The sequence below is a fragment of the Altererythrobacter rubellus genome (genome assembly GCF_030284385.1).
In the GTDB taxonomy this organism is placed as follows: Bacteria; Pseudomonadota; Alphaproteobacteria; order Sphingomonadales; family Sphingomonadaceae; genus Erythrobacter; species Erythrobacter rubellus.
The window spans coordinates 388,139-413,582 of the sequence record NZ_CP127221.1; the positions used below are offsets into that span (position 1 = coordinate 388,139).

23 protein-coding genes are annotated in these 25,444 nt (G+C 59.0%); 12 read left to right on the forward strand and 11 right to left on the reverse strand.

Annotated features, from left to right (window positions below; all coding sequences use genetic code 11):
* Nucleotides 1–25 precede the first annotated feature (25 nt).
* From mnmG to QQX03_RS01890, 4 genes are read left to right on the forward strand one after another with little or no spacing between them, the layout of a single operon-like run.
* Nucleotides 26–1,879: a tRNA uridine-5-carboxymethylaminomethyl(34) synthesis enzyme MnmG gene (mnmG, locus tag QQX03_RS01875; protein ID WP_285976190.1), complete on the forward strand. Its 1,854-nt coding sequence runs from the start codon at nucleotides 26–28 to the stop codon at nucleotides 1,877–1,879.
* On the forward strand, nucleotides 1,879–2,502 hold the full coding sequence (gene rsmG / locus QQX03_RS01880) for a 16S rRNA (guanine(527)-N(7))-methyltransferase RsmG (RefSeq protein WP_285976191.1): 624 nt from the start codon (nucleotides 1,879–1,881) through the stop codon (nucleotides 2,500–2,502). The genes mnmG and rsmG overlap by 1 nt, the downstream gene beginning before the upstream one ends.
* Before the next feature lie 23 nt (nucleotides 2,503–2,525).
* Entirely contained in the window at nucleotides 2,526–3,302 is a 777-nt protein-coding gene (locus tag QQX03_RS01885) for a ParA family protein (RefSeq protein WP_285976192.1), read from the forward strand.
* Nucleotides 3,299–4,279: a ParB/RepB/Spo0J family partition protein gene (locus QQX03_RS01890; RefSeq protein ID WP_432762833.1), complete on the forward strand. Its 981-nt coding sequence runs from the start codon at nucleotides 3,299–3,301 to the stop codon at nucleotides 4,277–4,279. Before QQX03_RS01885 ends, QQX03_RS01890 begins: the two co-directional genes overlap by 4 nt.
* Nucleotides 4,280–4,392: 113 nt before the next feature.
* On the opposite strand, the gene QQX03_RS01895 is transcribed toward QQX03_RS01890, so the two are convergent.
* On the reverse strand, nucleotides 4,393–4,890 hold the full coding sequence (locus tag QQX03_RS01895) for a GAF domain-containing protein (protein WP_285976193.1): 498 nt from the start codon (nucleotides 4,888–4,890) through the stop codon (nucleotides 4,393–4,395).
* A 119-nt stretch (nucleotides 4,891–5,009) separates the two neighbouring features.
* On the opposite strand from QQX03_RS01895, the gene QQX03_RS01900 reads away from it, so the two are divergent.
* Nucleotides 5,010–6,479 carry a PQQ-dependent sugar dehydrogenase gene (locus QQX03_RS01900; protein ID WP_285976194.1) on the forward strand — a complete coding sequence of 490 codons (1,470 nt, stop codon included), beginning with the start codon at nucleotides 5,010–5,012 and terminating at the stop codon, nucleotides 6,477–6,479.
* A 9-nt stretch (nucleotides 6,480–6,488) separates the two neighbouring features.
* Here QQX03_RS01900 and QQX03_RS01905 read toward each other — a convergent pair whose 3' ends face one another.
* Nucleotides 6,489–7,343 (reverse strand): DUF815 domain-containing protein, encoded by an 855-nt coding sequence (locus QQX03_RS01905; protein WP_285976195.1) that lies wholly within the window; start codon nucleotides 7,341–7,343, stop codon nucleotides 6,489–6,491.
* A 10-nt stretch (nucleotides 7,344–7,353) separates the two neighbouring features.
* Nucleotides 7,354–9,096, reverse strand: a complete 1,743-nt coding sequence (locus QQX03_RS01910) for an acyl-CoA dehydrogenase family protein (protein ID WP_285976196.1) — start codon at nucleotides 9,094–9,096, stop codon at nucleotides 7,354–7,356.
* Between the two features lie 65 nt (nucleotides 9,097–9,161).
* On the opposite strand from QQX03_RS01910, the gene QQX03_RS01915 reads away from it, so the two are divergent.
* The gene (locus QQX03_RS01915) at nucleotides 9,162–10,109 is read left to right on the forward strand and encodes an L-threonylcarbamoyladenylate synthase (protein ID WP_285976197.1); all 948 of its coding nucleotides are present in this window, start codon (nucleotides 9,162–9,164) and stop codon (nucleotides 10,107–10,109) included.
* On the opposite strand, the gene QQX03_RS01920 is transcribed toward QQX03_RS01915, so the two are convergent.
* The 5 genes from QQX03_RS01920 to QQX03_RS01940 all read right to left on the reverse strand — a co-directional run bounded on the left by QQX03_RS01920 (nucleotide 10,110) and on the right by QQX03_RS01940 (nucleotide 14,754).
* A complete protein-coding gene (locus QQX03_RS01920; RefSeq protein WP_285976198.1) occupies nucleotides 10,110–10,460 on the reverse strand; it encodes a hypothetical protein in 351 nt (116 codons plus the stop codon).
* Nucleotides 10,461–10,653: 193 nt separating this feature from the next.
* Complete coding sequence (locus tag QQX03_RS01925; RefSeq protein WP_285976199.1) at nucleotides 10,654–11,187, reverse strand: CarD family transcriptional regulator; 534 nt, start codon at nucleotides 11,185–11,187, stop codon at nucleotides 10,654–10,656.
* Between the two features lie 269 nt (nucleotides 11,188–11,456).
* A complete protein-coding gene (fdxA, locus tag QQX03_RS01930) occupies nucleotides 11,457–11,795 on the reverse strand; it encodes a ferredoxin FdxA (protein ID WP_285976200.1) in 339 nt (112 codons plus the stop codon).
* Nucleotides 11,792–12,103, reverse strand: coding sequence for a S4 domain-containing protein (locus QQX03_RS01935; RefSeq protein ID WP_285976201.1), 312 nt, complete (start codon nucleotides 12,101–12,103; stop codon nucleotides 11,792–11,794). The genes fdxA and QQX03_RS01935 overlap by 4 nt, the downstream gene beginning before the upstream one ends.
* A 23-nt stretch (nucleotides 12,104–12,126) precedes the next feature.
* The gene (locus QQX03_RS01940) at nucleotides 12,127–14,754 is read right to left on the reverse strand and encodes a helicase-related protein (protein ID WP_285976202.1); all 2,628 of its coding nucleotides are present in this window, start codon (nucleotides 14,752–14,754) and stop codon (nucleotides 12,127–12,129) included.
* A 221-nt stretch (nucleotides 14,755–14,975) separates the two neighbouring features.
* Here QQX03_RS01940 and QQX03_RS01945 point away from each other — a divergent pair, with 221 nt between their 5' ends.
* Genes QQX03_RS01945 through QQX03_RS01965 form a run of 5 tightly spaced genes read left to right on the forward strand, consistent with a single transcriptional unit; the run spans nucleotide 14,976 to nucleotide 19,347 of the window.
* Complete coding sequence (locus tag QQX03_RS01945; protein WP_285976203.1) at nucleotides 14,976–16,622, forward strand: M23 family metallopeptidase; 1,647 nt, start codon at nucleotides 14,976–14,978, stop codon at nucleotides 16,620–16,622.
* Between the two features lie 54 nt (nucleotides 16,623–16,676).
* A complete protein-coding gene (gene hemB / locus QQX03_RS01950) occupies nucleotides 16,677–17,672 on the forward strand; it encodes a porphobilinogen synthase (protein ID WP_285976204.1) in 996 nt (331 codons plus the stop codon).
* A 1-nt stretch (nucleotide 17,673) separates the two neighbouring features.
* Nucleotides 17,674–18,234 (forward strand): GNAT family N-acetyltransferase, encoded by a 561-nt coding sequence (locus QQX03_RS01955; RefSeq protein ID WP_285976205.1) that lies wholly within the window; start codon nucleotides 17,674–17,676, stop codon nucleotides 18,232–18,234.
* Nucleotides 18,227–18,781 (forward strand): GNAT family N-acetyltransferase, encoded by a 555-nt coding sequence (locus tag QQX03_RS01960; RefSeq protein WP_285976206.1) that lies wholly within the window; start codon nucleotides 18,227–18,229, stop codon nucleotides 18,779–18,781. Before QQX03_RS01955 ends, QQX03_RS01960 begins: the two co-directional genes overlap by 8 nt.
* Nucleotides 18,781–19,347 (forward strand): gamma carbonic anhydrase family protein, encoded by a 567-nt coding sequence (locus QQX03_RS01965; RefSeq protein WP_285976207.1) that lies wholly within the window; start codon nucleotides 18,781–18,783, stop codon nucleotides 19,345–19,347. The genes QQX03_RS01960 and QQX03_RS01965 overlap by 1 nt, the downstream gene beginning before the upstream one ends.
* Before the next feature lie 8 nt (nucleotides 19,348–19,355).
* Here QQX03_RS01965 and QQX03_RS01970 read toward each other — a convergent pair whose 3' ends face one another.
* The 3 genes from QQX03_RS01970 to QQX03_RS01980 form a co-directional block, all read right to left on the reverse strand.
* Nucleotides 19,356–21,413 carry an alpha/beta hydrolase family protein gene (locus QQX03_RS01970; protein ID WP_285976208.1) on the reverse strand — a complete coding sequence of 686 codons (2,058 nt, stop codon included), beginning with the start codon at nucleotides 21,411–21,413 and terminating at the stop codon, nucleotides 19,356–19,358.
* Nucleotides 21,414–21,490: 77 nt separating this feature from the next.
* A complete protein-coding gene (clpA, locus tag QQX03_RS01975; RefSeq protein WP_285976209.1) occupies nucleotides 21,491–23,896 on the reverse strand; it encodes an ATP-dependent Clp protease ATP-binding subunit ClpA in 2,406 nt (801 codons plus the stop codon).
* A gap of 137 nt (nucleotides 23,897–24,033) precedes the next feature.
* Nucleotides 24,034–24,237 carry a DUF1192 domain-containing protein gene (locus tag QQX03_RS01980; protein ID WP_285976210.1) on the reverse strand — a complete coding sequence of 68 codons (204 nt, stop codon included), beginning with the start codon at nucleotides 24,235–24,237 and terminating at the stop codon, nucleotides 24,034–24,036.
* Nucleotides 24,238–24,382: 145 nt separating this feature from the next.
* Between QQX03_RS01980 and QQX03_RS01985 the strand changes: the two genes are divergently transcribed.
* Nucleotides 24,383–25,408: an NAD(P)H-quinone oxidoreductase gene (locus QQX03_RS01985; protein ID WP_285976211.1), complete on the forward strand. Its 1,026-nt coding sequence runs from the start codon at nucleotides 24,383–24,385 to the stop codon at nucleotides 25,406–25,408.
* Nucleotides 25,409–25,444 lie beyond the last annotated feature (36 nt).

The following is a 25,444-nucleotide window of genomic DNA, read 5'->3' on the forward strand; positions in this document are numbered from 1 at the left end:
GTATACCCGGAGTATCGGGCGTCTCATGCGAAACTATGATGTACTCGTTGTCGGCGGCGGTCACGCCGGTGTCGAGGCGGCCTGCGCGGCGGCCCGTATGGGCGCGAGCGTTGGTCTGGTGAGTTTTGATTTGAACGCGATTGGGGCGATGAGCTGCAACCCTGCGATCGGAGGGTTGGGTAAAGGCCATTTGGTTCGCGAAGTTGACGCGCTCGATGGTGTGATTGGTCGCACTGCTGATGCGGGCGCTATCCACTATCGCATGCTCAATCGATCGAAGGGTAGCGCGGTTTGGGGCCCTCGTGTGCAGGCCGATCGCAAATTGTTCAAAGCCGCAGTCCAACGCGCGGTGAAGGCGCAGGCCGGGCTTGAGTTGATCGAAGGCGAGGCTGCATCGCTTGTGCTGCAGGGTGGCCGGGTTGGTGGTCTCAATCTGAGCGATGGAACCGTGCTCACGGCTCCAACAGTCATTCTCTGCACCGGGACATTCCTTGGTGGTACGCTGTTTCGCGGGGAAGAGCGGTTTGAAGGAGGCCGCATAGGCGAGAACTCAGCTCAGGAGCTTGCCAGACAGTTGCGCGCCGCCGATTTGCCGATGGCTCGGCTGAAAACCGGAACACCTCCGCGTTTGGATGGACGCACCATCGATTGGGCACGCCTGGAAGAACAGCCGTCGGATGCAGATCATTGGACAATGTCGCCGCTCGTTGAACGCCGCGCCAACCCCCAGATTTTCTGCGCGATCACACGGACGACCGAGGCCGCGCATGATGCCATCCGGGCCAATTTGCACAGATCGCCCATGTTCACAGGTGCTATCGGCGCAGCGGGCCCACGCTATTGCCCGTCCATCGAGGACAAGATTCACCGGTTTGGCGACCGTGACGGCCATCAGGTTTTTCTGGAACCCGAGGGGATCGACACACATCTCGTTTATCCCAACGGGATAAGCACATCTCTGCCGGTTGATGTGCAACTCACGATGCTGCGCGCGATGCCAGGCCTGGAGAAGGTCGTTATGGAAGTTCCTGGTTATGCAGTGGAATATGACCACATTGATCCCCGGGCTTTAACAGCGGACTTGCAGCTTCGGGCCATTCCCGGACTCTACTGTGCAGGGCAGATCAACGGTACGACGGGCTATGAAGAAGCGGCCGCACAGGGGTTGGTTGCCGGACTGAATGCGGCGGGTAGTATGCTTGGCCAGGAGCCCCCGCAACTGGATCGCGCGAACAGCTATATTGCGGTGATGGTTGATGATCTGACACTGCATGGCGTCACAGAGCCCTACCGTATGCTGACCGCTCGTGCGGAGTACCGGTTACGGTTGCGCGCTAATAATGCGTCGACGCGATTGACGCCGCTGGGCATTACTGCGGGTTGTATTGGAGATACGCGGCGCAAGTGGTTTGAGGATCGCGAGGCGCGCAGAACCGATCTGGCGCCGTATTTTGACGTGATGATCCCAGCTAAAGCGCTGAGCGACGCTGGTCTCAATGTCCGCCGTGATGGAGGGGACAAGCCGGTTAGTGAGTGGTTGAGGCATGATGGTGTTGGGTTGGGTGATCTGAGCACCTGGTTGACCGCTGATCTGGATCCAGAGGATGCGCTGATCGCCGAGATGGCGGAGGATGCGACCTATGCACCCTATCTGGCGCGGCAAGAGGCGGAACTGCGGGATTTGCGCGCAAGCGAGGCTTTGACTCTCGGTGGCGACTTCCCATTCGGAGATGTGCCAGGCCTTTCCAACGAAATGGTTGAGCGGTTGATGGCTGCCAAACCGCCAAATCTGGCGGCTGCCGGGCGTGTGCCTGGGATAACCCCTGCGGCGCTCTCTGCATTGCTCGTCCACGCGCGGCGCAGGCAGGTGGCGGCCTGATGGAACAGGTTTTGCGAGACGAGACTTCTGCCCGAGCTTTCGTCGAAGGCTTAACCGATGCGGCAGGAATGTTGCGTCTGGAAGCGTTAAGCGCTGCACTTATCAATGAGAATCAGCGTCAAAACCTCATTTCGAGGCCATCAGAGGCCCAAATGTGGGTCAGGCACATAGCAGACAGTGCCCAGCTCCTGCGTCTTGTTCCACGTGAAACACCCTCCAGGCCGTGGCTCGACCTGGGCACAGGAGCGGGTTTTCCTGGCCTGGTGATCGCAGCACTGCGGCCGGAGTGGAAGATTGTGCTCGTCGAATCCCGTGCGCGCCGCGTTGAATGGCTCGAACACATGGTGCGCGAGCTTGATTTGGGTAATTGCCGCGTCGAGGGTCGACGTTTGGAGCTTGTCGAGCCCTTCAAAGCATCGGTTATTTCGGCGCGTGCCTTTGCGCCATTGGAAAAACTCCTCAGCTTGTCCGCACCCTTTTCCACAAAGGCAACCACCTATCTGTTGCCGAAGGGGCGTTCGGCGGCGCAAGAACTTCAAGCGATGCCTCGAAAGATTCGCGGGATGTTTCACGTGGAACAGTCCTTGACCGATGAGGAAGCGGGGATCATCGTAAGCAAATAACTGCAGAAAGGCAGGCGAGGCGGATGATCACAATTGCGATAGCCAATCAAAAGGGCGGTGTGGGCAAGACCACGACGGCGATCAATATCGCGACGGCTATGGCCGCAATCGGCTGGCGCACGCTGTTGATTGACCTTGATCCCCAAGGAAATGCCTCAACCGGGCTGGGTGTGGGTGTCGAGGCCCGCAAGGCATCGAGCTATGATGTTTTGGTGGAAGGTCTTCCCCTGGCAGAAGCTATGGTGCCAACCAGCATTCCCGGGCTCGACATTGTTCCGGCGACTGTCGATTTGAGTGGTGCGGAGGTTGAGCTCGTCTCCATGGACGAACGTACGTCCCGTCTCTCCGCTGCACTGGCCAATCACCGCGGGCATGACATCTGCTTTGTCGATTGCCCTCCGTCGCTTGGTCTTTTGACATTGAACGCGCTTTCAGCCGCCAACACGCTGATGGTCCCGCTTCAGTGTGAATTCTTTGCTTTAGAAGGGCTTAGTCAGCTTTTGCAGACCGTTGAGCAGGTTCAACAGCGGTTCAATCCTGGCCTCGGAATTGTCGGTGTGACACTGACGATGTTTGACCGCCGTAACCGTCTGACCGATCAGGTGGCGGAAGATGTGCGTGAATGCCTGGGTAAACTGGTGTTTGAAACGGTCATCCCTCGAAATGTGCGCCTTTCCGAGGCACCCAGCCACGGTCTGCCAGCCTTGGTCTATGACCATGCCTGTGCGGGCAGCCGCGCCTATATCGCTTTGGCGCGAGAATTGATCGGCCGCCTGCCCGAAGAAAGGAAAGCCGCGTGAGCGATTCCACCGATCCTATCCGTTTTTCGGTGCCGCAGCGCAGCGCTGCGGACCGCAGGAAGAAACTGGGGCGTGGGCTTGGTGCGTTGATGGGGGAAGCCCAGCGCGAGGAGCCTCTGGCACAGCCGGCAAACACTGAATCCTCCGAAAATCCATCTAATTCAGAAGGTTATGCGAAGAATGGATTGAGCTCCATCCCGATCTCTTCGATCGAACCTTTGCCTGGTCAGCCGCGGAAGCGCTTCGATGAGGGGGCACTTGAAGAGCTGGCGGCTTCGATTGCCGCGCGCGGTGTTATCCAACCGATTATCGTTACCGCCAAAGGTGGAGGGCGCTTCCAGCTCGTGGCGGGTGAGCGTCGCTGGAGAGCCGCTCAGAAGGCGCGCTTGCACGAGATTCCCGCCTTGGTCCGCGAGCTGGACGAACGTGAAGTCATGGCGTTGGCTTTGATCGAGAATATTCAGCGCGAAGATCTCAATCCGGTCGAGGAAGCACGCGCTTATCACCGGCTGAGTGATGAAGAAGGTCTGACACAGGCTGAGATCGCGCAAATGGTTGAAAAATCACGCAGCCATGTAGCAAATTTGCAGCGTTTGCTTGCCTTGCCAGAGGGCGTGCTGGGCCTGGTAGAGGCAGGTGAGCTCTCCATGGGGCATGCCCGTGCATTGATCGGCCATGATGACGCGGCGAGACTGGCTAAACAGGCGGTTCGCGACAAGCTGAGTGTGCGCGAAGTTGAAGACCTGGTGCGCGGCGACATAGCGCCCAAGGCACGCAAATCGACCAAACGCACTACGCGCGATCCCGTCAAGGACGCGGACATTGCAGCTGTACAGGCGCATCTGGAAGAGTTCTTGGGGCTGACTGTGCGGATCAAGACCGATGCGGACCCGCGCAAGGGCGCAGTCACAATCAAATACCGCACACTCGATCAACTCGATCTGATCTGTCAGCGGCTAACCGGCGGTGATATCTGAAGTAATCCAAGTCGCGCCGCGCAACTTTGCCACATTGGCTGACTGATCGAAAGTTGCGCCGCGCAACTTGAGTGCCAGAAAACCCTTAAATATGAGCTATTTAGAGATTCTCGTTAAATGCGGTTGGCAAGCAGCCGCGCCAGTTGCTCGATCCCTGCGGCATCCTCAGGCTTGAACCTGGCTGGTTCAGGGGAATCCAGATCGATAACCGCGACAACTTGATCATTCCGGACAACCGGCACCACCACTTCGGACAGGCTGGCAGAATCACACGCAATATGTCCGGGGAATGCGTGCACATCCTCGACAAGCTGAGTCGCGCCTGTTTTCGCGGCGGTCCCGCACACGCCGGCGCCCATCGGAATGCGGATACAGGCGGGGCGGCCAACAAACGGGCCGAGGACGAGCTCGCCTTCACCATCATCGTTCTCCAACACCCGATAGAACCCAGCCCAGTTCAGTCCGGGCACAAACTCCCATATGAGGGCGGCTATATTCGCCATATTGGCAATGGGGTCACTCTCGGTCGCGGTTAGCGCATCCGCAGCGTTACATAGCTGTCGGTACCGCTCGTTGGCATCGAGGTTCTCGTCGGGTTTGAAATCATACATCGTGGGAAGCGATCTAAGCGGAGCCGGTCAAATAGCAAGGCCCGCGGCTGATCCGGGTGCCATGTCTGTTGAATGTAGCCTATTGCCGCTCGCATGGACCGGGCTTATGCCTGACACCCATGAGCATTCTCAAAAAGATCCTGATCGCCCTCCTTGTCATTCTTGTGCTTCTCGGCGCGGCCCTCTGGTGGGTATCACGCGGAAGCCCCGCCGAGCTTTCGATTGAGGCGGTTGCGGGAACCGACCCGACCCTGGAGGAACCCAATCCCGAATCCGTCCCTACGGTGCAGATCGCCAAACCGGTGGGATGGGATGATGGCGACGCGCCGAACGCAGCAGAAGGTCTGGCGGTTGGACGCTTTGCCGAAGGGCTTGATCATCCGCGCGTGCTTCAGGCGCTGCCGAATGGAGACGTTCTCGTCACGCTTACGCAATCACCCAAAAGCGAGGAAGATGGCGGCATCATGGCCTGGATCGCCGATTGGTTGATGACCCGTGCAGGGGCTACCGGAGATTCTGCCAATGAAATTGTGCTGCTGCGTGATGGGGATAATGACGGTATCGCGGAGATACGGCGCACAATTGCTAATGAAAGTAATGGTTTGGACTCACCATCGGGCATGGGGTGGCATGATGGTAAGCTCTATGTCGCCAACCACAATGCTTTGCTGGCGTATGACTATGAATTGGGCGCAGATAGCGTAACCGGTGAGCCGACCAAGCTGATGGATCTGGCACCTGGTGGCGGCCACTGGATGCGCAACCTCGAGCTAAGCGAAGATGGCACGCGCATTTATGTCGCGGTTGGTTCGGTATCCAATATCGGCGAGCAAGGCATGGAGGTCGAAGAAGGCCGCGCCATGATTTGGGAGTATAATCTCGAAACCAATCGTCAGCGCCAGTTTGCCGGCGGATTGCGCAATCCTAACGGCCTAGCGTTCAGCCCCTGGTCGGGCGAACTCTGGACCACAGTGAATGAGCGCGACATGCTCGGAGGAGATCTGGTGCCAGACTATCTGACCAATGTGCCGATTGGCGCCCAGTACGGCTGGCCGTGGGTTTATTGGCGCACCAATATCGACGAGCGTGTCAAAGCTCCGCGTCCAGCATATCTTGCTGAATATGCGCGCAAGCCCGAATACGCGCTCGGCCCCCACGTGGCTGCGCTGGGTCTTGTGTTTACGCAAGAGGGGCACAGGATGGGCGAGACATTCGCAAGCGGGGCATTCATTGCGCGCCATGGTTCGTGGAACCGCAAACCACCATCGGGATACGATCTGGTCTATGTCGCCTTTGATGAACTCGGCAATCCAGAAGGTCTGCCGGTTCCAGTGCTGGACGGGTTTCTGAATGAGGATGGCACCACCAAAGGCAGACCGACCTGGGTCGAATGGGCGGGCGACGGATCACTGCTGATGACTGATGACACGGCCGGGATTATCTGGCGAGTTCATGCACCCGGAGCGGAGCCAGGAGCAGGTATTGCGCGACTTCAATCAGACTCACTACCGCCCCGCCGCCAGTTGACGGGTGATGCCCGGGCATCCTTCAATGAGGAGGATTACGCGCGCGAAGTTCCCGCTCAGTAAGAGAGCGGGCTAAAGCTTCTTCCCGGCTCGACCCGCCAGTTCGACGACGAATTGCCAAGCGGCACGGCCGGACCGCTGCCCGCTCTGCATTGCCCATTCAAGCGCCTCTTCTTCGCTGAACTTCAACTCCAGCGGACCGGCATAGGCGCTGACCATCTCGATATAGGCACCTTTGCTGCATGGATGGAAACCCACGGTCAGTCCAAAACGATCAGCCAAAGCAAGCTTGTCATCGGTTGCATCGCGGCGGTTGAGCGGGCTTTCGTCAGAGCCGGAGTTTTGCTCGCTTGCCTGACGCGCGAGAATGGCGCGGCGATTGGATGTGACGGCGAGCCGGCAATTGCTCGGCCTTGCCTCTACGCCGCCTTCAAGCCAGCTTCGCAAACGGCGCGGACCAACAGTGTCTTCCTCGGCAAAACCAAGATCATCTATAAAGATCAGGAACTGGCGCCTTTCGCCGCCAAGTCGACTGAACAGTTCGGGCAATGAATCAAGCGCATCAGGTGCGACTTGTACAAGCCCCAGGGCCATGGACGAACCATCCTGCACCCGACGTGCAGCGGATCGGACCAGCGCGGATTTTCCCATTCCGCGCGTGCCCCATAGCAGCATGTCATGCGACGCCTTGCGCCAAGCCAATCGGTCGATGTTCTCGAGCACCAGCTCTTTCTGGCGGTCAATTCCACGAAGATCATCGAGATCGGGCGCAGTGATCTTCTCGAGCTCGCGCGCGTTCTTTCCGTCCCAGACATAGGCTGGCATTGTGCGCCAATTGATAGCTGCCGGGGCAGGCGGAGCTATTCGCTCTAACGCATTTGCAATGCGAAGCAGCGCGTCATGATCGGGGGCTTGGTTGTTGTCCACGCACTAACACTTAAACGGCGAAGGCATCGGCTGAAAGGCTGTAAAGCAATTCAGCGCCGCCTGTAGCGGCGGCCCTCTGACCCATTGCCTCCGGAACGATGCGATCGAGGAAGAATCGGGCTGTGACGGGCTTTGTCTTGGCAAGCGCTGGCGCTGCGCCGCCTGCAACGGCTTTCGCTTGCTTTGCAAGCTGCCATCCGGCGACCGCAACAGAGAGCATGGTACAAAACGGCACGCTGCCAGCCAGGCGATCATCCAGACTTGCCTCTTCACTCATCCAGCTGGCGACAGAGGTGCAATCTTGCGCTAGCGCGCGCAATTGCGGCTCGTCAGCCGATTCCGCGAGGATGTCGGCGATAAGTGACTGCACGACGCCGCCCCCCTCGAGCCCCAGCTTGCGCGTGACCAGGTCGGCCGCCTGAATACCGTTGGTGCCTTCGTATATCGGGGCAATCTTGGAATCGCGCCAGTGTTGTGCCGCGCCGGTTTCCTCGATGAAGCCCATTCCCCCGTGCACCTGCACGCCCATTCCGGCGACCTCGATGCCGATATCGGTGCCCCATGCCTTGACCAAAGGAACAAGCACTTCCGCGCGCAGCTTGGCTGCGTTGTCGCCGATCGTCCCGCGATCGACCTGACCCGCACAGTAATAGAGGAGTGCGCGTGCCCCCTCGGTCAGCGCTTTCATACGCAGCAGCATGCGGCGTACATCTGGATGCTCGATAATCGCCACAGGAGTTTTGTCGGGTGATCCGGCGCGTGCCGACTGGACGCGATCCGCCGCGTATGCAATCGCTTGCTGGGTCGCGCGCTCACCGATCTGCACACCCTGATTGCCAACATTGATGCGCGCATTGTTCATCATTGTGAACATTGCCATCAGCCCGCGGTTTTCCGCGCCGACAAGTTCGCCGATACATTCACCATTGTCGCCATAGCTCATCACACAGGTGGGTGAGGCATTGATACCGAGCTTGTGCTCCAGGCTGACGCAGCGCAGATCGTTCTTCGGGCCGAGACTTCCATCATCCTTCACATGGTATTTGGGCACAAGGAACAGCGAGATACCGCGCGAACCCTCGGGTGCGTCAGGCAGCCGCGCGAGCACCAGATGGATAATGTTCTCTGCCAGTTCGTGCTCACCCCAGGTGATGTAGATCTTCTGGCCCTGGATCAGATACTTTCCGGCATGTTCGCCGCTTTCGATGGGGGTGGCGGTGCTACGCAGTGCGCCAACATCACTGCCTGCCTGCGGCTCGGTCAGGTTCATTGTACCCGACCACTTGCCGCTGACGAGATCGGGCATGTATTTCGCTCGTTGCGCGTCAGATCCGTGATGCTCGATCGCTTCGATTGCTCCCACACTCAACATGGGCAGCAGGTTGAATGCCATATTGGCGGAACCTAGATTTTCCAGCACATTGCACGCCAATGTGAAGGGCAGGCCCTGGCCCCCGAATTCCTCTGGCGATGCGATCGCGTTCCAGCCTTGCGCGACATATTCGTCATAGGCCTGCTTGAATCCGTCGGGCAACCGGACCACACCATTCTCAAGCTTCGCCCCTTCCAGATCTCCGATCCGGTTGAGCGGCGCGAACTCGCCCGCGGCGAATTGGCCAACACCTTCGACAATTGCTTCGACCAGATCGGCCTCGGCGGAGGTAAAGCGTTCAGTCTTGGCGAGCTCTTCGATCCCGGCATTAACGCGGATTGCGAGCAGCTGGTCCTGGGTGGCGGGCTTGTAAGGAGTCACGTTGATTGCTTCCTTTTGTTCGGGAATCTCTTGGCAATTTGCAGTACCCCCTATAGCGGGCAGGCATGGCCGGTAACAAGAACGCTACGGAAGTGCTGCGTGCCGATGCGCAAGGCATCGCGCGTGCGGCTGCGATTCTGGAACGTGGCGGGCTTGTAGCGGTTCCCACCGAGACGGTTTACGGGCTGGCGGCGCGAGCAGACAGCCCTGATGCTGTGGCTAAGATTTACCAAGCCAAGGGGCGGCCCGGCTTCAATCCGCTGATTGTCCACGTGACCGGCGCTGAGCAAGCGGGGCGTTACGCGGCGGTCAATCCGAAAGCGCGCGAGCTTATAGATGCATACTGGCCGGGCCCGCTGACTTTGGTGTTGCCAATTCGCGCGGACTGCGGACTTGCACCTGCTGTTACGGCTGGACTGCCCACATTGGCGCTGCGCGCGCCAGCGCACCCCGTGATGTGTGAACTGCTGGGGGTGCTCGACTTTCCAATGGCAGCACCGTCAGCCAATCGCAGCGGATACATCAGCCCGACCAGCGCTCAACATGTGCTTGAAACGCTGGACGGGCGGATTGATGCGGTGATTGACGGGGGGGTATGCGAAGCAGGTTTGGAGTCGACAATTCTGGCGGTGCGAGCAGATGGTTCGCTAGACGAATTGCGTCCGGGACCCATCCGGATCAATGGCCTGCATGGCACATTCAGTGAAAGGGCTGATGCGAGTATTGAGGCCCCGGGCCAACTCGCCAGCCACTATGCGCCGGGCAAGCCGCTGCGGTTGAACGCAGACGCCGCTGATTCAGGCGAATTCCTGATCGGGTTCGGCGGAATTTCGGGCGATTGCACGCTTTCGGCCTCGGGTGATCTCGATGAAGCCGCCACGCGGCTGTATGATTGCCTGCATCAGGCTGCAGCCAGCGAGCACCCCCGGATTGCCATAGTGCAAATACCCAATGAGGGCATTGGCGAAGCCATCAATGATCGATTGCGGCGCGCAGCCACCCCGGCCGGGTAGTCAATTTCCTACGGGCGTTGCAGCAGCTTCGCCCAGCGCCGGATTACTTTCCAGCAGCGCCTGAATTTCGGAATGGATGTCACGCGCTTCGCCACATGCGCGTTCGCTCCCGTCGCGGCAATCTTCCAATCGGTCTTCATAGCGCCGGTTAAGCTTGCCGAGCTCTTCTTCGGCCTTGCGAAGCTCGCGTCCGCGCTTTTCGTCGGCTTCGGATTGGCTGGTGGTCGCCAGATCGACGCCCTTGCTCGCGACACGGACAGGTGCCGTCACTACATCAGCCGCCGCTTTGACGAGGCATCCGCCAAGCAGAGACGAGGAAAGGGTTAGGGCCATAAGATAAAGACCACGCATGAGGGGGCGTCTCACACGCGCTCGATCGAATGTCTAGCAAAAGCTGGCCGCGCTTGCGGCTAAGCGCGCTGCATTCCGTATTACCGATGCAATACACGAAGGGACACAGTTCAACCGCACAACGGCAAAGGGCCACCCTTGCGAGCAGCCCTTTGTCGGTCCAGATATGCGATTGGTCGATGAACCTTGCGGATCAATCTTCCTCATCTGTCTCGTAATATTGCGGCGCATGGGTGCGTAGCACGTCGAGGATTTTCTCAAGCGCAGTCGGCTCGTCAGTTTCGTCCATCGCCGCCAGTTCGCGAGCGAGCCGGCTGGAGGCCGCTTCAAAGATCTGGCGCTCCGAATAACTTTGCTCGGGCTGATCTTCGGGGCGGAACAGATCGCGTGTTACCTCAGCGATCAATACGATCTCGCCGGAGTTGATCTTCGCTTCGTATTCCTGCGCGCGGCGTGACCACATTGTGCGCTTGACCTTGGGCTTGCCTTTCAGCGTTTCCATAGCCTCTTTCAAGGTCGTGTCAGACGACAGCTTGCGCATGCCGATTGATTCTACCTTGTTGGTAGGAACGCGCAGGGTCATGCGTTCCTTCTCGAAGCGCAGTACATAGAGTTCGAGCTGCATCCCGGCGATTTCTTCATTCTGAAGCTCGATAACACGGCCAACACCGTGCTTGGGATAAACAACATAGTCGCCTACACTAAAGGCGAGGGCCTCGTTTGCCATGCAAAATCCTTTCTACTGGCACGATCCAAACAGGCAGTCGAAGGAACCTGATCGGGCCTGCCGGGGCAGGCGCCGCGTTGGTGCCTATCGATGTTTGCTGTTGGCCGAGCCTTCCTATTTTCACCCGAGCGCCGGGACCAATCCGGCGTGGTTGATCAATTGTGTAACACAATTGGAACAAAATTACGAGTCGCAACCTATTCGGTGCGAAACACGCGCATATCTGGCCGGATTGTCAGGTTTTCAGCAGCCAGGGCACTGATCGCGAATCAGTCGCCCTCGCCGGGGGCTTCAGTGAAATATTTTTCAAACTTGCCCTCTTCACCCTTGTGATCATCGGCGTCAGCGGGCGGCTCTTTCTGACTGGTGATATTGGGCCATTCCGCAGAAAACTTGGTGTTGAGCTCGAGCCATTTTTCGAGGCCGTCTTCTGTGTCAGGCAGGATCGCTTCCGCGGGGCATTCCGGCTCACACACGCCGCAATCGATGCATTCGGAGGGATTGATGACGAGCATATTCTCGCCCTCATAGAAGCAATCGACAGGGCAAACTTCAACGCAATCGGTGTATTTGCATTTGATGCAGGCCTCGGTGACGACATAGGTCATGTGGCGGAATTCCCTTGCAGATTATGTTGCACTTTCGCTGCTAGTGGTTTTTCGCCGCTCCGGTCAAGCTCCCGATAATGAGAGCGGGCCTTTTCAGGCGAGCCGCGTTGTTCGGGCAGCTCGAGAACCTCGATTATCTTGACCTGAGTGCCAAGCATGAAGGTAAGCACGTCTCCGACGCGGATCTCCTCGCTGGTGCGGGTAATGTGCCGGCCATTGTGGCGCATGTGTCCGGCATCGACCATGACAGAGGCGCGACTGCGTGTACGTGCAATGCGTAAATAGACCAGCAGGCGGTCGATTCGCATGCCTCTGCAGGCACCTTCGCCCATTAACCGAGCAAATCCCTCAGCGCATCGAACGCGCCGCTTGCCCGGGCAGGTTCATGAGCGGGCTTGCGCGGTGGTTGGGCGCTGCGGACTTGTGGCTTGCCCTGATTGCTGCTGCGCTTACCGCGCTTACCCTGCTCCCCGCGATTGTGCTGCGTCCGCCGTTGCGGATTTCCGCCCGGGCGTCTCGGGCGCCAATTCCAACTATCGGGCGTGGCCGGGCCTGATACCCCCTCGGCCAGCGCTGGTGCAGCAAAGCGCTTGAACCCTGCGCTTCCCAGCAAGCGCAGCACATTGTCTGCTTCAAGCCCGATCGAGATTGGCAATGCCGTGTCAAAGAAGAAACGCTTAGGCGGTTTGCCGCCTTCAGGCGTTGCCTTGGCGCGCGCATCGAACGCGGCGCGCACAATCTTCTCCGCCAGATCGACGCGGATCATCTGTGACCCGGCGGGGCGGTATCCGGCTGGTGCTTGTTTCACATCTTTGAGCACTGGCAACATCGCTTCGTTCAGCGGCTGCTTGTCTACCCCGAGCGCGTGCAGCAGCTGACGGGGTGCGGGTTTGAGCAAAGCATGTGCGAATATATCAAGCGCGCCGAATACCACACCCAGCTTGCGCAGAAAGGGGCGCATTTCCTTGGGCAGATGCTGCAAGCCCGCATCTTCGCGCGTCACCACCCCGTGGCCGGCAATAACGGTGTGCAATAAAGCGCGCGCCTCTGACCCGGCGGCCGGGTCCTGAGCGGCCGCAGCCAGCTTGCGCAAGGGCTCGAGTGGCTCAAGTCTTATGTCTAACCAGTTCTGCAAAGCCGCCTCAAAACTGAGCCGCGATGCCTCCGGCAGCGCGCTCAATTCGCGCACAAATGCAATTCGGGCGGTTCCGAAGTCGTCGCTCAGCTCGATAGTGGCCAGCTTGTGCTCGCCCCACAGAATCGCGCCATTGCCGATCGTCAACTCGCCTATGCCGTCACCGGCAAGCCATTGGGCACGCTGCGCCAACAGCGCCGGCAAAGCCTTTTCACCCGCAGCGAGCAACATCTTGCGATCGGCAACTGTCGCATCCGGTGCGACCGCAAACCGAAAGCCGTCCAGCCGACCAATCAGCTCACCGTCGACTGTAAGCGTGCCATCAGGGGCGAGTTCGACCGGCAATGCACTTCCATCCTGGCCCAGCGATTTCATCAAAAGCGACGTCCTTCGGTTTACAAATCTCTCTGTCAGCCGCGCATGCAGCGCATCCGACAGTTTGGCTTCGACTGCGCGCGCGCGAGCAAACATCTCGTCACGCGCCAATACCCAGTCCGGCCGCTGGCAGATATAGGCCCAAGTTCGGATCGCGGCTATCCTTCCTTGCAAAGTGTCGATGTCTCCCTGCATGCGATCAAGCTCTGCAATGCGTGCGGCGACAAAATCGGCGCCGAGATAGCCTTCGCGAAGATCCTGCCACAATCTTTTGACGAAACTGGCATGGACGCCCGCACCCACGGAGCGGAAATCGGGCAGCGAACAGGCTTCCCAGAACCGGCGGACAGATCCGGCACCCTTAACGCTGTCAGCAATCGGATCTTCAGACAGCCGTTTCAAGACGGCCAAGTCGATCGCTTCCGGTGCGGGCCGAAGCTCTGGCTCATCAGGCTTCATTTCCAGGTCGGCGATCAGGGTTGCGAGATTGTCGAATCGTGGCTCGGCCTCGCGCCAGAACAAATGCGTCAATGGCGCGAAGCGATGCTCTTCGATCGCATAGATCTCTTCATCGGTGAATTCGGCGGGCGTGCCCTTGCCATCGCGCATGCCCGAGAGCGCTCCGAAAGTGCCGTCGCGCTGATGCCGCCCGGCGCGGCCTGCAATTTGCCCCATTTCGGCAGGGGTCAGTCGGCGTTTGCGTTTGCCATCGAATTTTGAGAGGCCCGCAAAGGCAACATGGTGCAAATCGAGGTTCAATCCCATGCCGATTGCGTCGGTGGCGACGATGTAATCAACCTCACCATTCTGGAACAATTCAACCTGCTTGTTTCGGGTTTCCGGTGAAAGCGCTCCCATCACCACTGCGGCCCCGCCTCTGAACCTGCGCAAAGCCTCTGCCATGGCGTAAACCTGGTCGGTGCCGAATGCGACGACCGCGCTGCGTGGCGGTAGCCGCGACAATTTGCAGCTTCCGGCGTGGCTGAGCGTCGAAAAACGAGGTCGCTCGACCATTTCCGCGCGCGGAATAAGTTTTCTGACCAGGGGTTCGAGCGTTGTCGAGCCGAGAATCATGGTTTCCTCGCGGCCGCGCGCGTTGAGCAAGCGATCTGTAAAGATATGCCCGCGTTCCGGGTCAGCGCCGATCTGCGCTTCATCGAGTGCCACGAAGGCGTGCGGACCGTCTTTCCCCGCTCCCAGCCGATCCATGGCCTCCGCGGTGCAGCAGAAGTACCGCGCGTCGGGCGGTTCAATCCGTTCTTCACCGGTGATCAGGGCGACCGCCTTGTCACCTTTGATTGCACGAACCCGATCATAGACTTCGCGCGCCAGCAACCGCAGCGGAAATCCCATCATGCCCGAGGAATGTCCGCACATCCGTTCGATCGCCAAATGGGTTTTGCCGGTATTGGTGGGCCCGAGAACCGCCTTGATGGTGCTGTCGCTCACAATGCCCTTAGTGGCATCGCGCGCGGGCCGCGGCAACCGCCTGATGCCCACGCCGTGCCGCTTCTCAACACTTCGTCGCCTTGGGGACTCATCTGGTCGATGATTAAGGCGCAATTTACTTTGATCTGCGAGAAATCTTCGCCAATAAACCGAACAGGGACGTTCGATTGGGATGTAGCGCTGTTTTGGCGCCATCTGGGAGTTGAGATCAATTGGATCACATGCGCGACATGGGCAGCGGTGATGACAAGCCACTGGGCGATCCGTCCTTAGGCGCGTTCGATCCTGAAGAGCGGATGCTTGACTTCGGTGAAGCCGGTTCTGCTCGTGCGTCACGTAAGTCGTCAGACAATGCCAAAATCGTCTTGAAGCGTGTCAGTGGTTGGCGATCTCGCTATGAAGAATGGCGCGATGAAACTTCGCGCAAGCTAGAGCGGGTAGATCTCGCTCCTGACCTGGCGCAGAATATCGGAAGCGGAACCTGGTTTCGCGGTCTTGGCACGATGCTTGGCCTAGGCGCGGTCGCGCTATTGTTGTGGCCAGACTTCGCACCGCTCGAGGCAAGGCCTGCCATGGCGCTGGACGAAGTGGCGCTAGACGAATTTCGCAGCCACATGATCATGCCCTTGGCGCTTGGCGCTGACAGCGGGCGTCAGATGGGCGCCGGGCCCAAGGTCCGCGCGCTTGAGGCGGCACCAGAACGCCCTCAGATAGAGCTCGTCGCGACATTGGGGCGCGGAGACAGTTTTGACCGTATGCTTCAACGTGCCGGATTGAGCTCTGCCGATGCGTCGCGCGTGCAGGAGCTGATCGGCGGCGCCATCGAGATGGAAGAGCTTACTGCCGGCACCCGCTTTGACATTGTGCTGGGTCGCCGCGTGGCAGAGGGTACACCGCGGCCACTCGATGAGTTGTCCTTCCGGGCCAAGTTCGATCTTGAGTTGCGGGTAGAAAACAACGACGGCCGCCTGTCTTTGCGTCGCAACACAATTCGCGTCGATGACACGCCGCTGCGCATTCGCGGCACTGTCGGGCAGAGCTTGTACCGTTCAGCGCGCGCCGCAGGCGCACCTGCTAGTGCGGTGCAGGATTTCATCAAGGCGCTGGATGGCCAGATTGACCTCAACCGCAGCGTCCGTTCGACCGACGAGTTCGACATGATTGTTGCTTACCGCCGCGCCGCAACGGGTGAGCGGCAGGCAGGCCAGGTGCTCTATGCGGGGATTGAGCGCGATGGTGAACCCAAGACGCAGCTGATGCGCTGGGGAGAGGACGGCATTTTTTATGAAGCATCCGGCGTTGGCGAGCAGCGAAACGGATTGATCGCGCCTGTGCCGGGCAGGATCACCTCCGGCTTCGGGATGCGTCGTCATCCGATATTGGGGTATCGCCGTATGCATTCCGGCATCGATTTCCGCGCCCGCCATGGCACGCCTATCGTTGCTGTCTCGGACGCGCGAGTGAGCGCGGCGGGGCGAATGGGTGGTTGTGGCAACGGGGTGCGGCTCGATCACGGCAATGGGCTGTCGACCCGTTACTGCCATATGAGCCGGATCGCCGCCAGCCGCGGGCAAAGTGTCCGGCGCGGTCAGGTTATCGGCTATGTCGGATCAACCGGTCTCTCGACCGGCCCGCACTTGCACTATGAAATGTATCGGGGTGGACGCGCGATAGATCCGCGGGGAGTGCGGTTCGTCCGTCGCGCTCAGCTTGAGGGCCGTGAATTGGTCGACTTCCGGGCCGCCTTGGCGCGTCTTAAAGAGGTTGAGCCGGGCGCTGCTCTGGTGGATCTCGAAATCCGCCCTGAAGAAGTGGCGGAACCGGAGCGTGAGATCGAAAAGCTCGATAATCCGCTTCAAGTCAGCTGAGGCTGGGCGTTGATAGATTGCTAAGCGATAGATAATGCGGCAACACTCTGGCCTATGAGTGGATCGTACCCGAATGTGCGCATGCGGCGCACCCGAGCCAGCGGCTGGGCCCGCAATATGTATCGCGAAACCGTGATGACGCCTGCGGACCTGATCTGGCCGTTGTTTGTCACTGAAGGCAGCGGCGTGGAAGAGCCGATCGCAACGCTCCCCGGCGTATCGCGTTGGTCGATTGACGGTATCGCGGCTCGTGCGAGGGAGGCGGTCGAGCTGGGCATTCCGTGTGTTGCGCTGTTCCCTAACACGCCCGCGGACAAACGCAGCGATGATGGGGCAGAGGCGCTCAACCCGGACAATCTGATGTGCCGAGCGATCAAAGCAATCCGTGATGCTTGCGGCAGCGATATCGGCATCCTCACCGATGTCGCGCTCGATCCTTATACGGCGCACGGGCAAGACGGGCTAATCGATGCCGCAGGGTATGTCGTTAATGACGACACTGTAGCCGTGCTCGTCGATCAATCGCTCAATCAGGCAGAGGCAGGCGCGGACATCATCGCGCCATCAGACATGATGGATGGCCGGGTGCATGCGATTCGCTTGGCGCTGGAGATGAACGGGCACCCAAATGTCCAGATCATGAGCTATGCTGCCAAATACGCCAGCGCATTCTACGGCCCGTTTCGCGATGCGGTGGGTTCAAGTGGGCTGCTCAAAGGCGACAAGAAAACCTACCAGATGGATCCGGCCAATAGCGACGAAGCGCTGCGCGAAGTTGCGCTGGACATTGCGGAAGGCGCCGACAGTGTGATGGTGAAGCCCGGCCTTGCCTATCTGGATATTATCTACCGCGTGAAGCAGGAGTTTGGCATTCCCGTGTTCGCCTATCAGGTGAGCGGCGAATATGCGATGATCGAGGCCGCGCAGGCTGCCGGTATCGGGGACCGTGATGCGTTGCTGATGGAAAAACTGATCGCCTTCAAGCGCGCCGGTTGCAGCGGAGTGCTGACCTATCATGCGCCGGTGGCTGCGCGCATTCTCAATTGCTGACATGAACGAAGGATTCCAGCACGAAACCGAGCGGTTGATCCTACGCGATTGGCGCGAGGACGATTGGCTCCCGTTTTGGGAAGGCACCAATACGCCCAATGTGATGCGCTGGCTTGGCGGGGTGTGCGACGCGGAAAAGCGGCAGGCAGCGCAGGACCGGCTTTTGTCCTACACTCTGGACCACGGGCACACCTTCTGGTGTGTCGAGCGCAAGGATGACGGTGCCATTCTGGGTTTTTGCGGGCTCAAGCGCTGCAATCAGAAGGGCGGCCCGATCGGTATGATGGAGGTCGGGTGGCGGTTGAGAGAAGACGCCTGGGGCAAAGGCTATGCCAAGGAAGCAGCGGTTGCGTCGCTTGATCTGGCTTTTGAACGTTTCGGCGCGGATGAAGTGATTGCGCTGACCGTTCAAGGTAATGCGCCAAGTTGGGGGCTGATGATCAAGCTCGGCATGGTGCGGCGCGAAGACCTTGATTTCGAGAACGCCGATTTCACGCCCGATACTCCCCTGATCATCGTCTACTCGATTGATCGTGCAAGCCGGGAAGCGCAGCATGCCTGATATCGTAATCGAAACCGAGCGGCTGATTCTGCGCAAGATCGAGGAAAGCGATGCGGCGCTTCAGTATGAATTGCTCAACACGCCAGCCGTGATGGAATGTTTGGGCGGCGTCAAAGAGTTCCACGAGATCGAAGCGAAGCACGCCAAATCAATGAGCTGGTTTGCACGTGAAGGCTTTGGTTTCATGATGTTGATCGAGAAGTCGACCGGAGAGCTGGTTGGCCATTGCGGGATGAAGCGGGTCGACAATCCGCTCGCGCCCAACGTTGGTGATCACGAGATCGGCTGGCTGGTGCGCGAGGACCGCTGGCGGCACGGTTATGCCAATGAATCCATGCGCGCGGTGATCAATTGGGCGTTTGACAGTATTGGCGTGCCATATCTCGTTGCGATCACGAGTGAGCGCAACGAGGCCAGCTGGCGTTTCATGGAGAAGCTGGGCATGGAGCGTCGCAAGGATCTCGACTTTGATGACCCTGCGTACGATCCGCGTGATAACCCGGCGATACAATATTCGCTTTCAAGAGAGCAGTGGGAGACAAAATAATGTTCCGGCCCGGCGTAAACATCATCCCGATCCACGGTAAAGTGCCGCATATTCATGACACCGCTTTTATCGCTCCAGGCTGCACCATCATCGGCGATGTCACGATCGGCGCGGAGAGCTCGATCTGGTACAATTGTGTGTTGCGCGCCGATGTCAGCCGGATCGAGATCGGGCAGCGGACCAATATCCAGGATGGCACGGTATGTCATTGCGACCCGCCGCGCCCTGGTGATGAAGAGGGCTCACCTCTGATCATAGGTGATGACGTACTGATCGGGCATATGGCGATGGTGCATGGGTGCACGATCAAAGACCGCGGCTTTGTGGGCCTTGGCGCAATCGCCATGAACAAGGCTGTGATCGGCCATGATGCCATGCTGGCGGCGGGCGCGATGCTGACCGAAGGCAAGGTGATGGAAGACCGTATGCTGTGGGCGGGGCGCCCGGCCAAGCCTATGAGAGAGCTATCCGATGCTGCGATTGCCGGCATGCGGATGGGCGTGGCGCACTATGCCGAGAATGCCAAGCACCACGCTATCGCGGTTTTTGAAGCCGGACTGAAATAGCCGCTTGGCTAGTCAGATTTTTCGTCTTTCCGGTACTTTTCAAACCATTTTATCACCGAATCGGTTTTCGTGGCCAGCTGGCTGGGTGACATTGTCAAATCGCCATGGCTCCCGCCCGGCGTCACCAGCAACGCAGTGTCGACGCCGAGAACTTGCAGCGCGCCGTAGAATTGTTCGGCTTCGCTGCGGGGGGTGCGGTAATCCTCTGCAGCAACCAGGACCAGTGTCGGCGTCTTGATGTTAGCGGCTGCGGCCAGTGGAGAACGGCGCCAATAGTCGTCAGCGCGTTCCCATGGCTGCCCCTTCATCCAGTACTTGCCGAAGAAGGCATAGCCATCGCTCATCAATGCCATGCTGGTCCAGTTGATAACCGGCTTGTTCGAAGCTGCCGCCGCAAAGCGATCGGTCTGGCCCACGATCCACGCGGTCAGGATGCCGCCGCCCGAACCGCCTGTAACAAACAGGTTCTCAGGATCGGCGTAACCCGCAGCGATTGCAGCATCGACTGCGGCCATCAGCTCATCATGGTTCGAGATTGGGTAATTACCTTCGATCCGGTCAGCGAAGGCGTGGCCGTATCCGGTCGAGCCACCGGGGTTGGTAAAGAGTGTTGCATACCCTGCGCTGCCATAAAGCTGATAGTCGGTGCTGAAATGCGCACCATATGCCGCGTAGGGACCACCATGAATTTCCAGCACCAGCGGCACGCGCGTGCCCGGCTCGTAATCGGGCGGCAGGGTGATCCAACTAGGGATTTTGGTTCCATCCGCGGCTGTGACATCCAACTCGATCGTCTGGCCCAGCGTCTTTCCTGAAAGCCAGGTTTCATTGAGCGCGGTCAGTTGGCGCGGATTGCGTCCGGCCAACACAGAGACATCGGTCGGCCGTGTCGCGCTGCCAGACGTAAAGGCCAGCGTGCCCCTGCTGGACACGCTCCATTCGCCGCCCACATAGGGCCGGGAATATCCCGGCGTTGCGACCCGTGCATTCAGGCGATCAACATTGCCTGTGAGCGATATCTTTGCGACGCGGTAAACACCCTCATCCTCGAAACCGGCGTAAAGCCCGCCATCGGTCCATTCCAGACTGTCAAACCCGCGATCAAAACCGGCCGCCACGCGACGCTTGCCGGAACCATCGCGGTTCATCACGTAAAGCTCGGCTTGCTGATACGCCATCGCGCGATCATCGAACCCTAGGTAAGCGATCTGGGTTCCGTCGGGGGAGATTTGCGGTGCGAAATCCGGACCATCGCGTGTGGTCAGGGCGTTGATATCGCCCGATGCCAGATCGATCGCGTAGATCTCGCTGTCGACCCCGGCCAACTCCCAATCGTCATCGCGATTTCCGCTGATCAGGATCGTCTTTCCATCTGGCGACCACTCCAAAGCACCCGAGTGGTGCCGGTCTCCACTTGTCAACTGGCGCGGTGCGCCGCCCTTTGCCAAAACAACGAAGATCTGCGTGAAGCCCGGTTTGAGATAGCCCCCGCCATCGATGCGATACGTTACCGCATCTGTGATGCTTGGTGGTGCCTTCCATTCCGCACCCTCGGGCTTGGCGGGCGCGCTGCCCAGGCTAAGCGGCTTTCCGGGCACGCGAGCTGTGTAAGCGATCTGGCTACCGTCGGGTGACCAACTGATGCCGCCGGGGCTCTCGGGCAAAGCCGTGATGTTTGCAGCCACTCCGCTGTTCATCCACCGAACATGCAACTCGGGTCCGCCGCCGCTCTTGGTCGAGATATAGGCCAGGCGCGATCCGTCTGGCGACCAGCGCGGGCTGAAATGCGCGCCTGCGCCCGTGACCAATGGAGTCTCTGCGCCGCTTGCAAGATCGATCAACCAGATCGAGCGCACAGCGCTGTCGGTCATAATATCATTGGCCATGCGGACATAGGCAATCTGGCGGCCATCAGGGCTGATCTGTGGGTCGGTTGCGATTGTCAGGTTGAACAGATCCGCACCGGTGAAGTGCGCAGGTGGTGCCTCGGCCTGATCGTCGGCTGCCAGCGTAATGGCTGGAAGCGCCAGCAGCGCCGCGGCAGCGAAGATTTTAAGTGAACGCATGATGAGGGGCCCCTTGGTCGAAAGAACTAAGGGGCGCACTCATGCATATCTGCGGACTTAATGCCAGCGAAGAAAGGTTACGATTTGTCGTCCTTGCCGCCGTCCGCGCCACTACCGGCATCGGCGTCGGGCTTCTTGCTTGACGAAGCCTTCCTTGCAGCCGGCTTCTTCTTGGCAGCGGGCTTGCGCTTCGGCTTGGCTTTGGGCGGCGCGGGCGTCAGCTCGAAATTCGGTTTGCCGTCCTTTATCGTGACATGCACTTCGCCGCCTTCGACAAGTTTGCCGAACAACAGCTCTTCCGCCAGAGGTTGCTTGATCCGATCTTGCAACAAGCGGCCCATGGGGCGGGCGCCGTAGAGCTTGTCATAGCCCTTGTCGGCCAGCCAGCCGCGCGCATCCTTGTCAAACTGGATGTGCACGTTCTGCTCGGCAAGCTGCAATTCAAGCTGCAAGATGAACTTGTCGACCACGCGGGCGACCGTACTCTTGCCCAGATAGGCAAAGGGCACAATCGCATCGAGACGATTGCGGAATTCAGGGGTGAACATTTTCTTCACCGCTTCATCGCTCGCGTCTTCCTTCGACACATCGCCAAAGCCGATGCCCTGGGTTGCCATCATAGCTGCACCGGCATTGGTGGTCATGATCAGCACAACATTGCGGAAGTCGACAGTCTTGCCGTGGTGGTCGGTCAGACGGCCATTGTCCATCACCTGCAGCAGGATGTTGAACAGATCGGGGTGCGCCTTCTCGATCTCGTCGAGCAGCAGCACGCAATGCGGGTTCTGGTCGATCGCATCGGTAAGCAATCCGCCCTGATCGTATCCGACATAGCCCGGAGGCGCGCCGATCAAGCGCGAAACGCTGTGGCGCTCCATATATTCTGACATATCGAAGCGTTTCAGCTCGATGCCCATGATGCTGGCGAGCTGGCGCGCGACTTCGGTCTTGCCGACCCCGGTCGGGCCGGAGAACAGGAACGAACCAATCGGCTTGTCCGGATCGCGCAGGCCAGCGCGTGACAGCTTCATCGCAGTTGAAAGCCGATGGATCGCTTCATCCTGACCAAACACGACGTGCTTCAGATCACGCTCAAGGTTCTCGAGCGCTTTCTTGTCATCCTTGCTGACCGATTTCGGCGGGATGCGCGCCATTGTCGCAATGACGGACTCGATCTCTCGTGCGGTGATCTTCTTTTTGCGGCGGCTGGGAGGGACCAGCATCTGCATCGCGCCAACTTCATCGATCACATCGATCGCCTTGTCGGGCAATTTGCGATCGTTAATGTAGCGCGCCGACAGCTCGACCGCTGTCTTCAATGCGTCCGGTGTGTATTTGACCTTGTGGTGATCTTCGAATGCGGTCTTCAGACCTTTCAGGATCTTGATCGTCTCATCAATGGTCGGCTCGTTCACATCAATTTTCTGGAATCGACGCAGCAACGCGCGGTCCTTTTCAAAGTGATTGCGAAATTCCTTGTAGGTTGTGGAGCCCACGCAGCGGATCGCGCCTGAAGACAAAGCCGGCTTCAACAGGTTGGAAGCATCCATCGCACCGCCGCTGGTTGCACCAGCGCCGATGACCGTGTGGATTTCGTCAATGAACAGGATCGCGTCGGGCATCTGTTCAAGCTCTGCCACGACCTGCTTCAAGCGTTCTTCAAAATCACCGCGATAACGCGTGCCAGCGAGCAGCGCGCCCATATCGAGCGAGTAGATCACTGCATCCAGCAGCACTTCGGGAACGTCGCCTTCGACGATCTTGCGGGCCAGGCCTTCTGCAATCGCGGTTTTACCCACGCCCGGATCGCCGACGTAAAGCGGATTGTTCTTGCTGCGGCGGCACAGGATCTGGATCGTACGGTCCACTTCCGGTCCGCGACCGATCAGCGGATCTACCTTGCCGGCCTCAGCCTTGGCGTTAAGGTTAACGGTAAACTGGTCGAGCGCGGTTTCTTTCTTTGCACCGCCTTCTTTGGCTTCTGCTGCGCCATCCTGTTGTGGCTCTTCCGATCCAGCCACACCTTTGCTTTCAAGCTGCCGTCCGCCTTTGCCAATACCATGGCTGATATAGCTAACCGCATCCAACCGGCTCATATCCTGCTGCTGCAGGAAGTAGACGGCGTAGGAATCGCGTTCACTGAACAGCGCCACCAGCACATTCGCGCCGGTTACAGTGTCTTTGCCAGATGATTGCACATGCAGGATCGCGCGCTGGATCACTCGCTGGAAACCCGCGGTTGGCTGTGGATCAGCGCCATCTTCGGTCTTCAGCGACTGGTATTCCTGGTCGAGATATTGCTTCACGACTTCGCCCAGCTCGGCCAGATCCACCCCGCAAGCGGCCATGACTTGCGCTGCATCTTCATCATCAATCAGCGCGAGCAGCAAATGCTCCAGCGTGGCATATTCATGCCGACGCTCGGATGCGTTTCCGAGGGCATTGTGCAGCGTTCTTTCGAGGTTCTGGGCAAAACTTGGCATGTGAGCACTCTATAGTGGGGGTGGGCACCTCTCCCTTGAAGGAGAGAGTGAATTGATGTGGTTAAGCAAACCTAGGCGATTGGCCGTAATATGGGCGCGATTTGCGAAATTGCGAATCCAGAACGCGCGCGACCGGCTCATGGGTCCGATTTCTTGAAAAGCGAGTCAGCCGCACTGCGGTGAGCTGCAGCCTTGCTGTGATGTTCGCGCACACGCACAATCTCCGCTTCGAGAATGGCGATCCGCTGTTCCAGCTCGTCTTGAGAATAAGGCGAGAGGTCTTCGCGCGCGAGCTTGCTCGCAGCATCGCCCTTGGGGCGCGGAAGATCATCCAAGTCCATCTAATGCTAACATCGCAATTTGACTGGCTTGCTGTCAATGGAGAGGGTCGCTACTTCCCGTCGCAAACAGGCGTTGCGTGGCGAAGTGTCGCTTTGCAGACACAGCGCCGGATGCGGCGCAAGACAAACAAGGGCTGATTGAGCGATGGCGGGTACCAAGGCGGGTGAGTTGCAGGTGACAATGCAAGCTGTCGGGTTCGATACGCCGGGCGGACCAGAGGTCTTGACGCCGCGTGAAATGCCTCTGCCTGACGTCAAGCCCACAGATGTGCTGATCCGCGTTGCCTATGCGGGGGTCAACCGGCCTGACTGCATACAACGCGCAGGCCACTATCCGGCACCTCCTGGCGCGTCGCCGCTGCCGGGGCTGGAAGTGGCTGGCGAAGTAGTGGCAATCGGCAGTGAAGTTCCTCAGGGAATGCTTGGCCAAACAGTCGCCGCACTGACACCAGGCGGCGGATATGCGGAATATTGTGCTGCGCCCTGGGGCCATTGTTTGCCGGTGCCGTACGGCATGCCACTTGTAGAGGCGGCCGTGCTGCCCGAAACTCTCTTCACCGTTTGGCATAATGTGTTCGAGCGCGGGTTTCTGCGCGATGGCGAGACGCTGCTGGTGCACGGCGGTACGTCGGGCATTGGCACGATGGCAATCATGCTGGCCAAAGCGTTCGATGCCAAAGTTGTCGTGACTTGCGGCGATGAGGCCAAATGTCAGGCGGCGCGAGAAATTGGAGCCGATTTGGCGATTAATTACCGCGAAACCGATTTTGTCGACGCCGTGAAAGAGTTCACAGGCGGCAAAGGCGTAAATGTCGTGCTCGACATGGTGTCAGGTGACTATGTGCCGCGCAATCTCAAATGCCTGGCCGAAGACGGCCGCCATGTAACCATTGCGGTTCTCGGTGGGCCCAAGGCAGAGCTCAACATGGCGTATGTGATGATGCGGCGCTTGACGCTGACGGGTTCGACATTGCGACCGCGCTCCGATGCATTCAAATCCGCGCTGTGTGACGAGATCGCGCAGACCGCGTGGCCGCTTTTCGCTTCGCGCGAGTTAAAGCCGGTGATGGATGAAGTTTTCCCGCTGTCTGACGCTGCTGCTGCGCATGCACGGATGGAAGCCGGCGAACACATCGGCAAGATCGTGCTAAAGGTAGCGCACGATCAATAAGCCGCCTTGAAATGGGTGAATATACCTGTCTTCCAG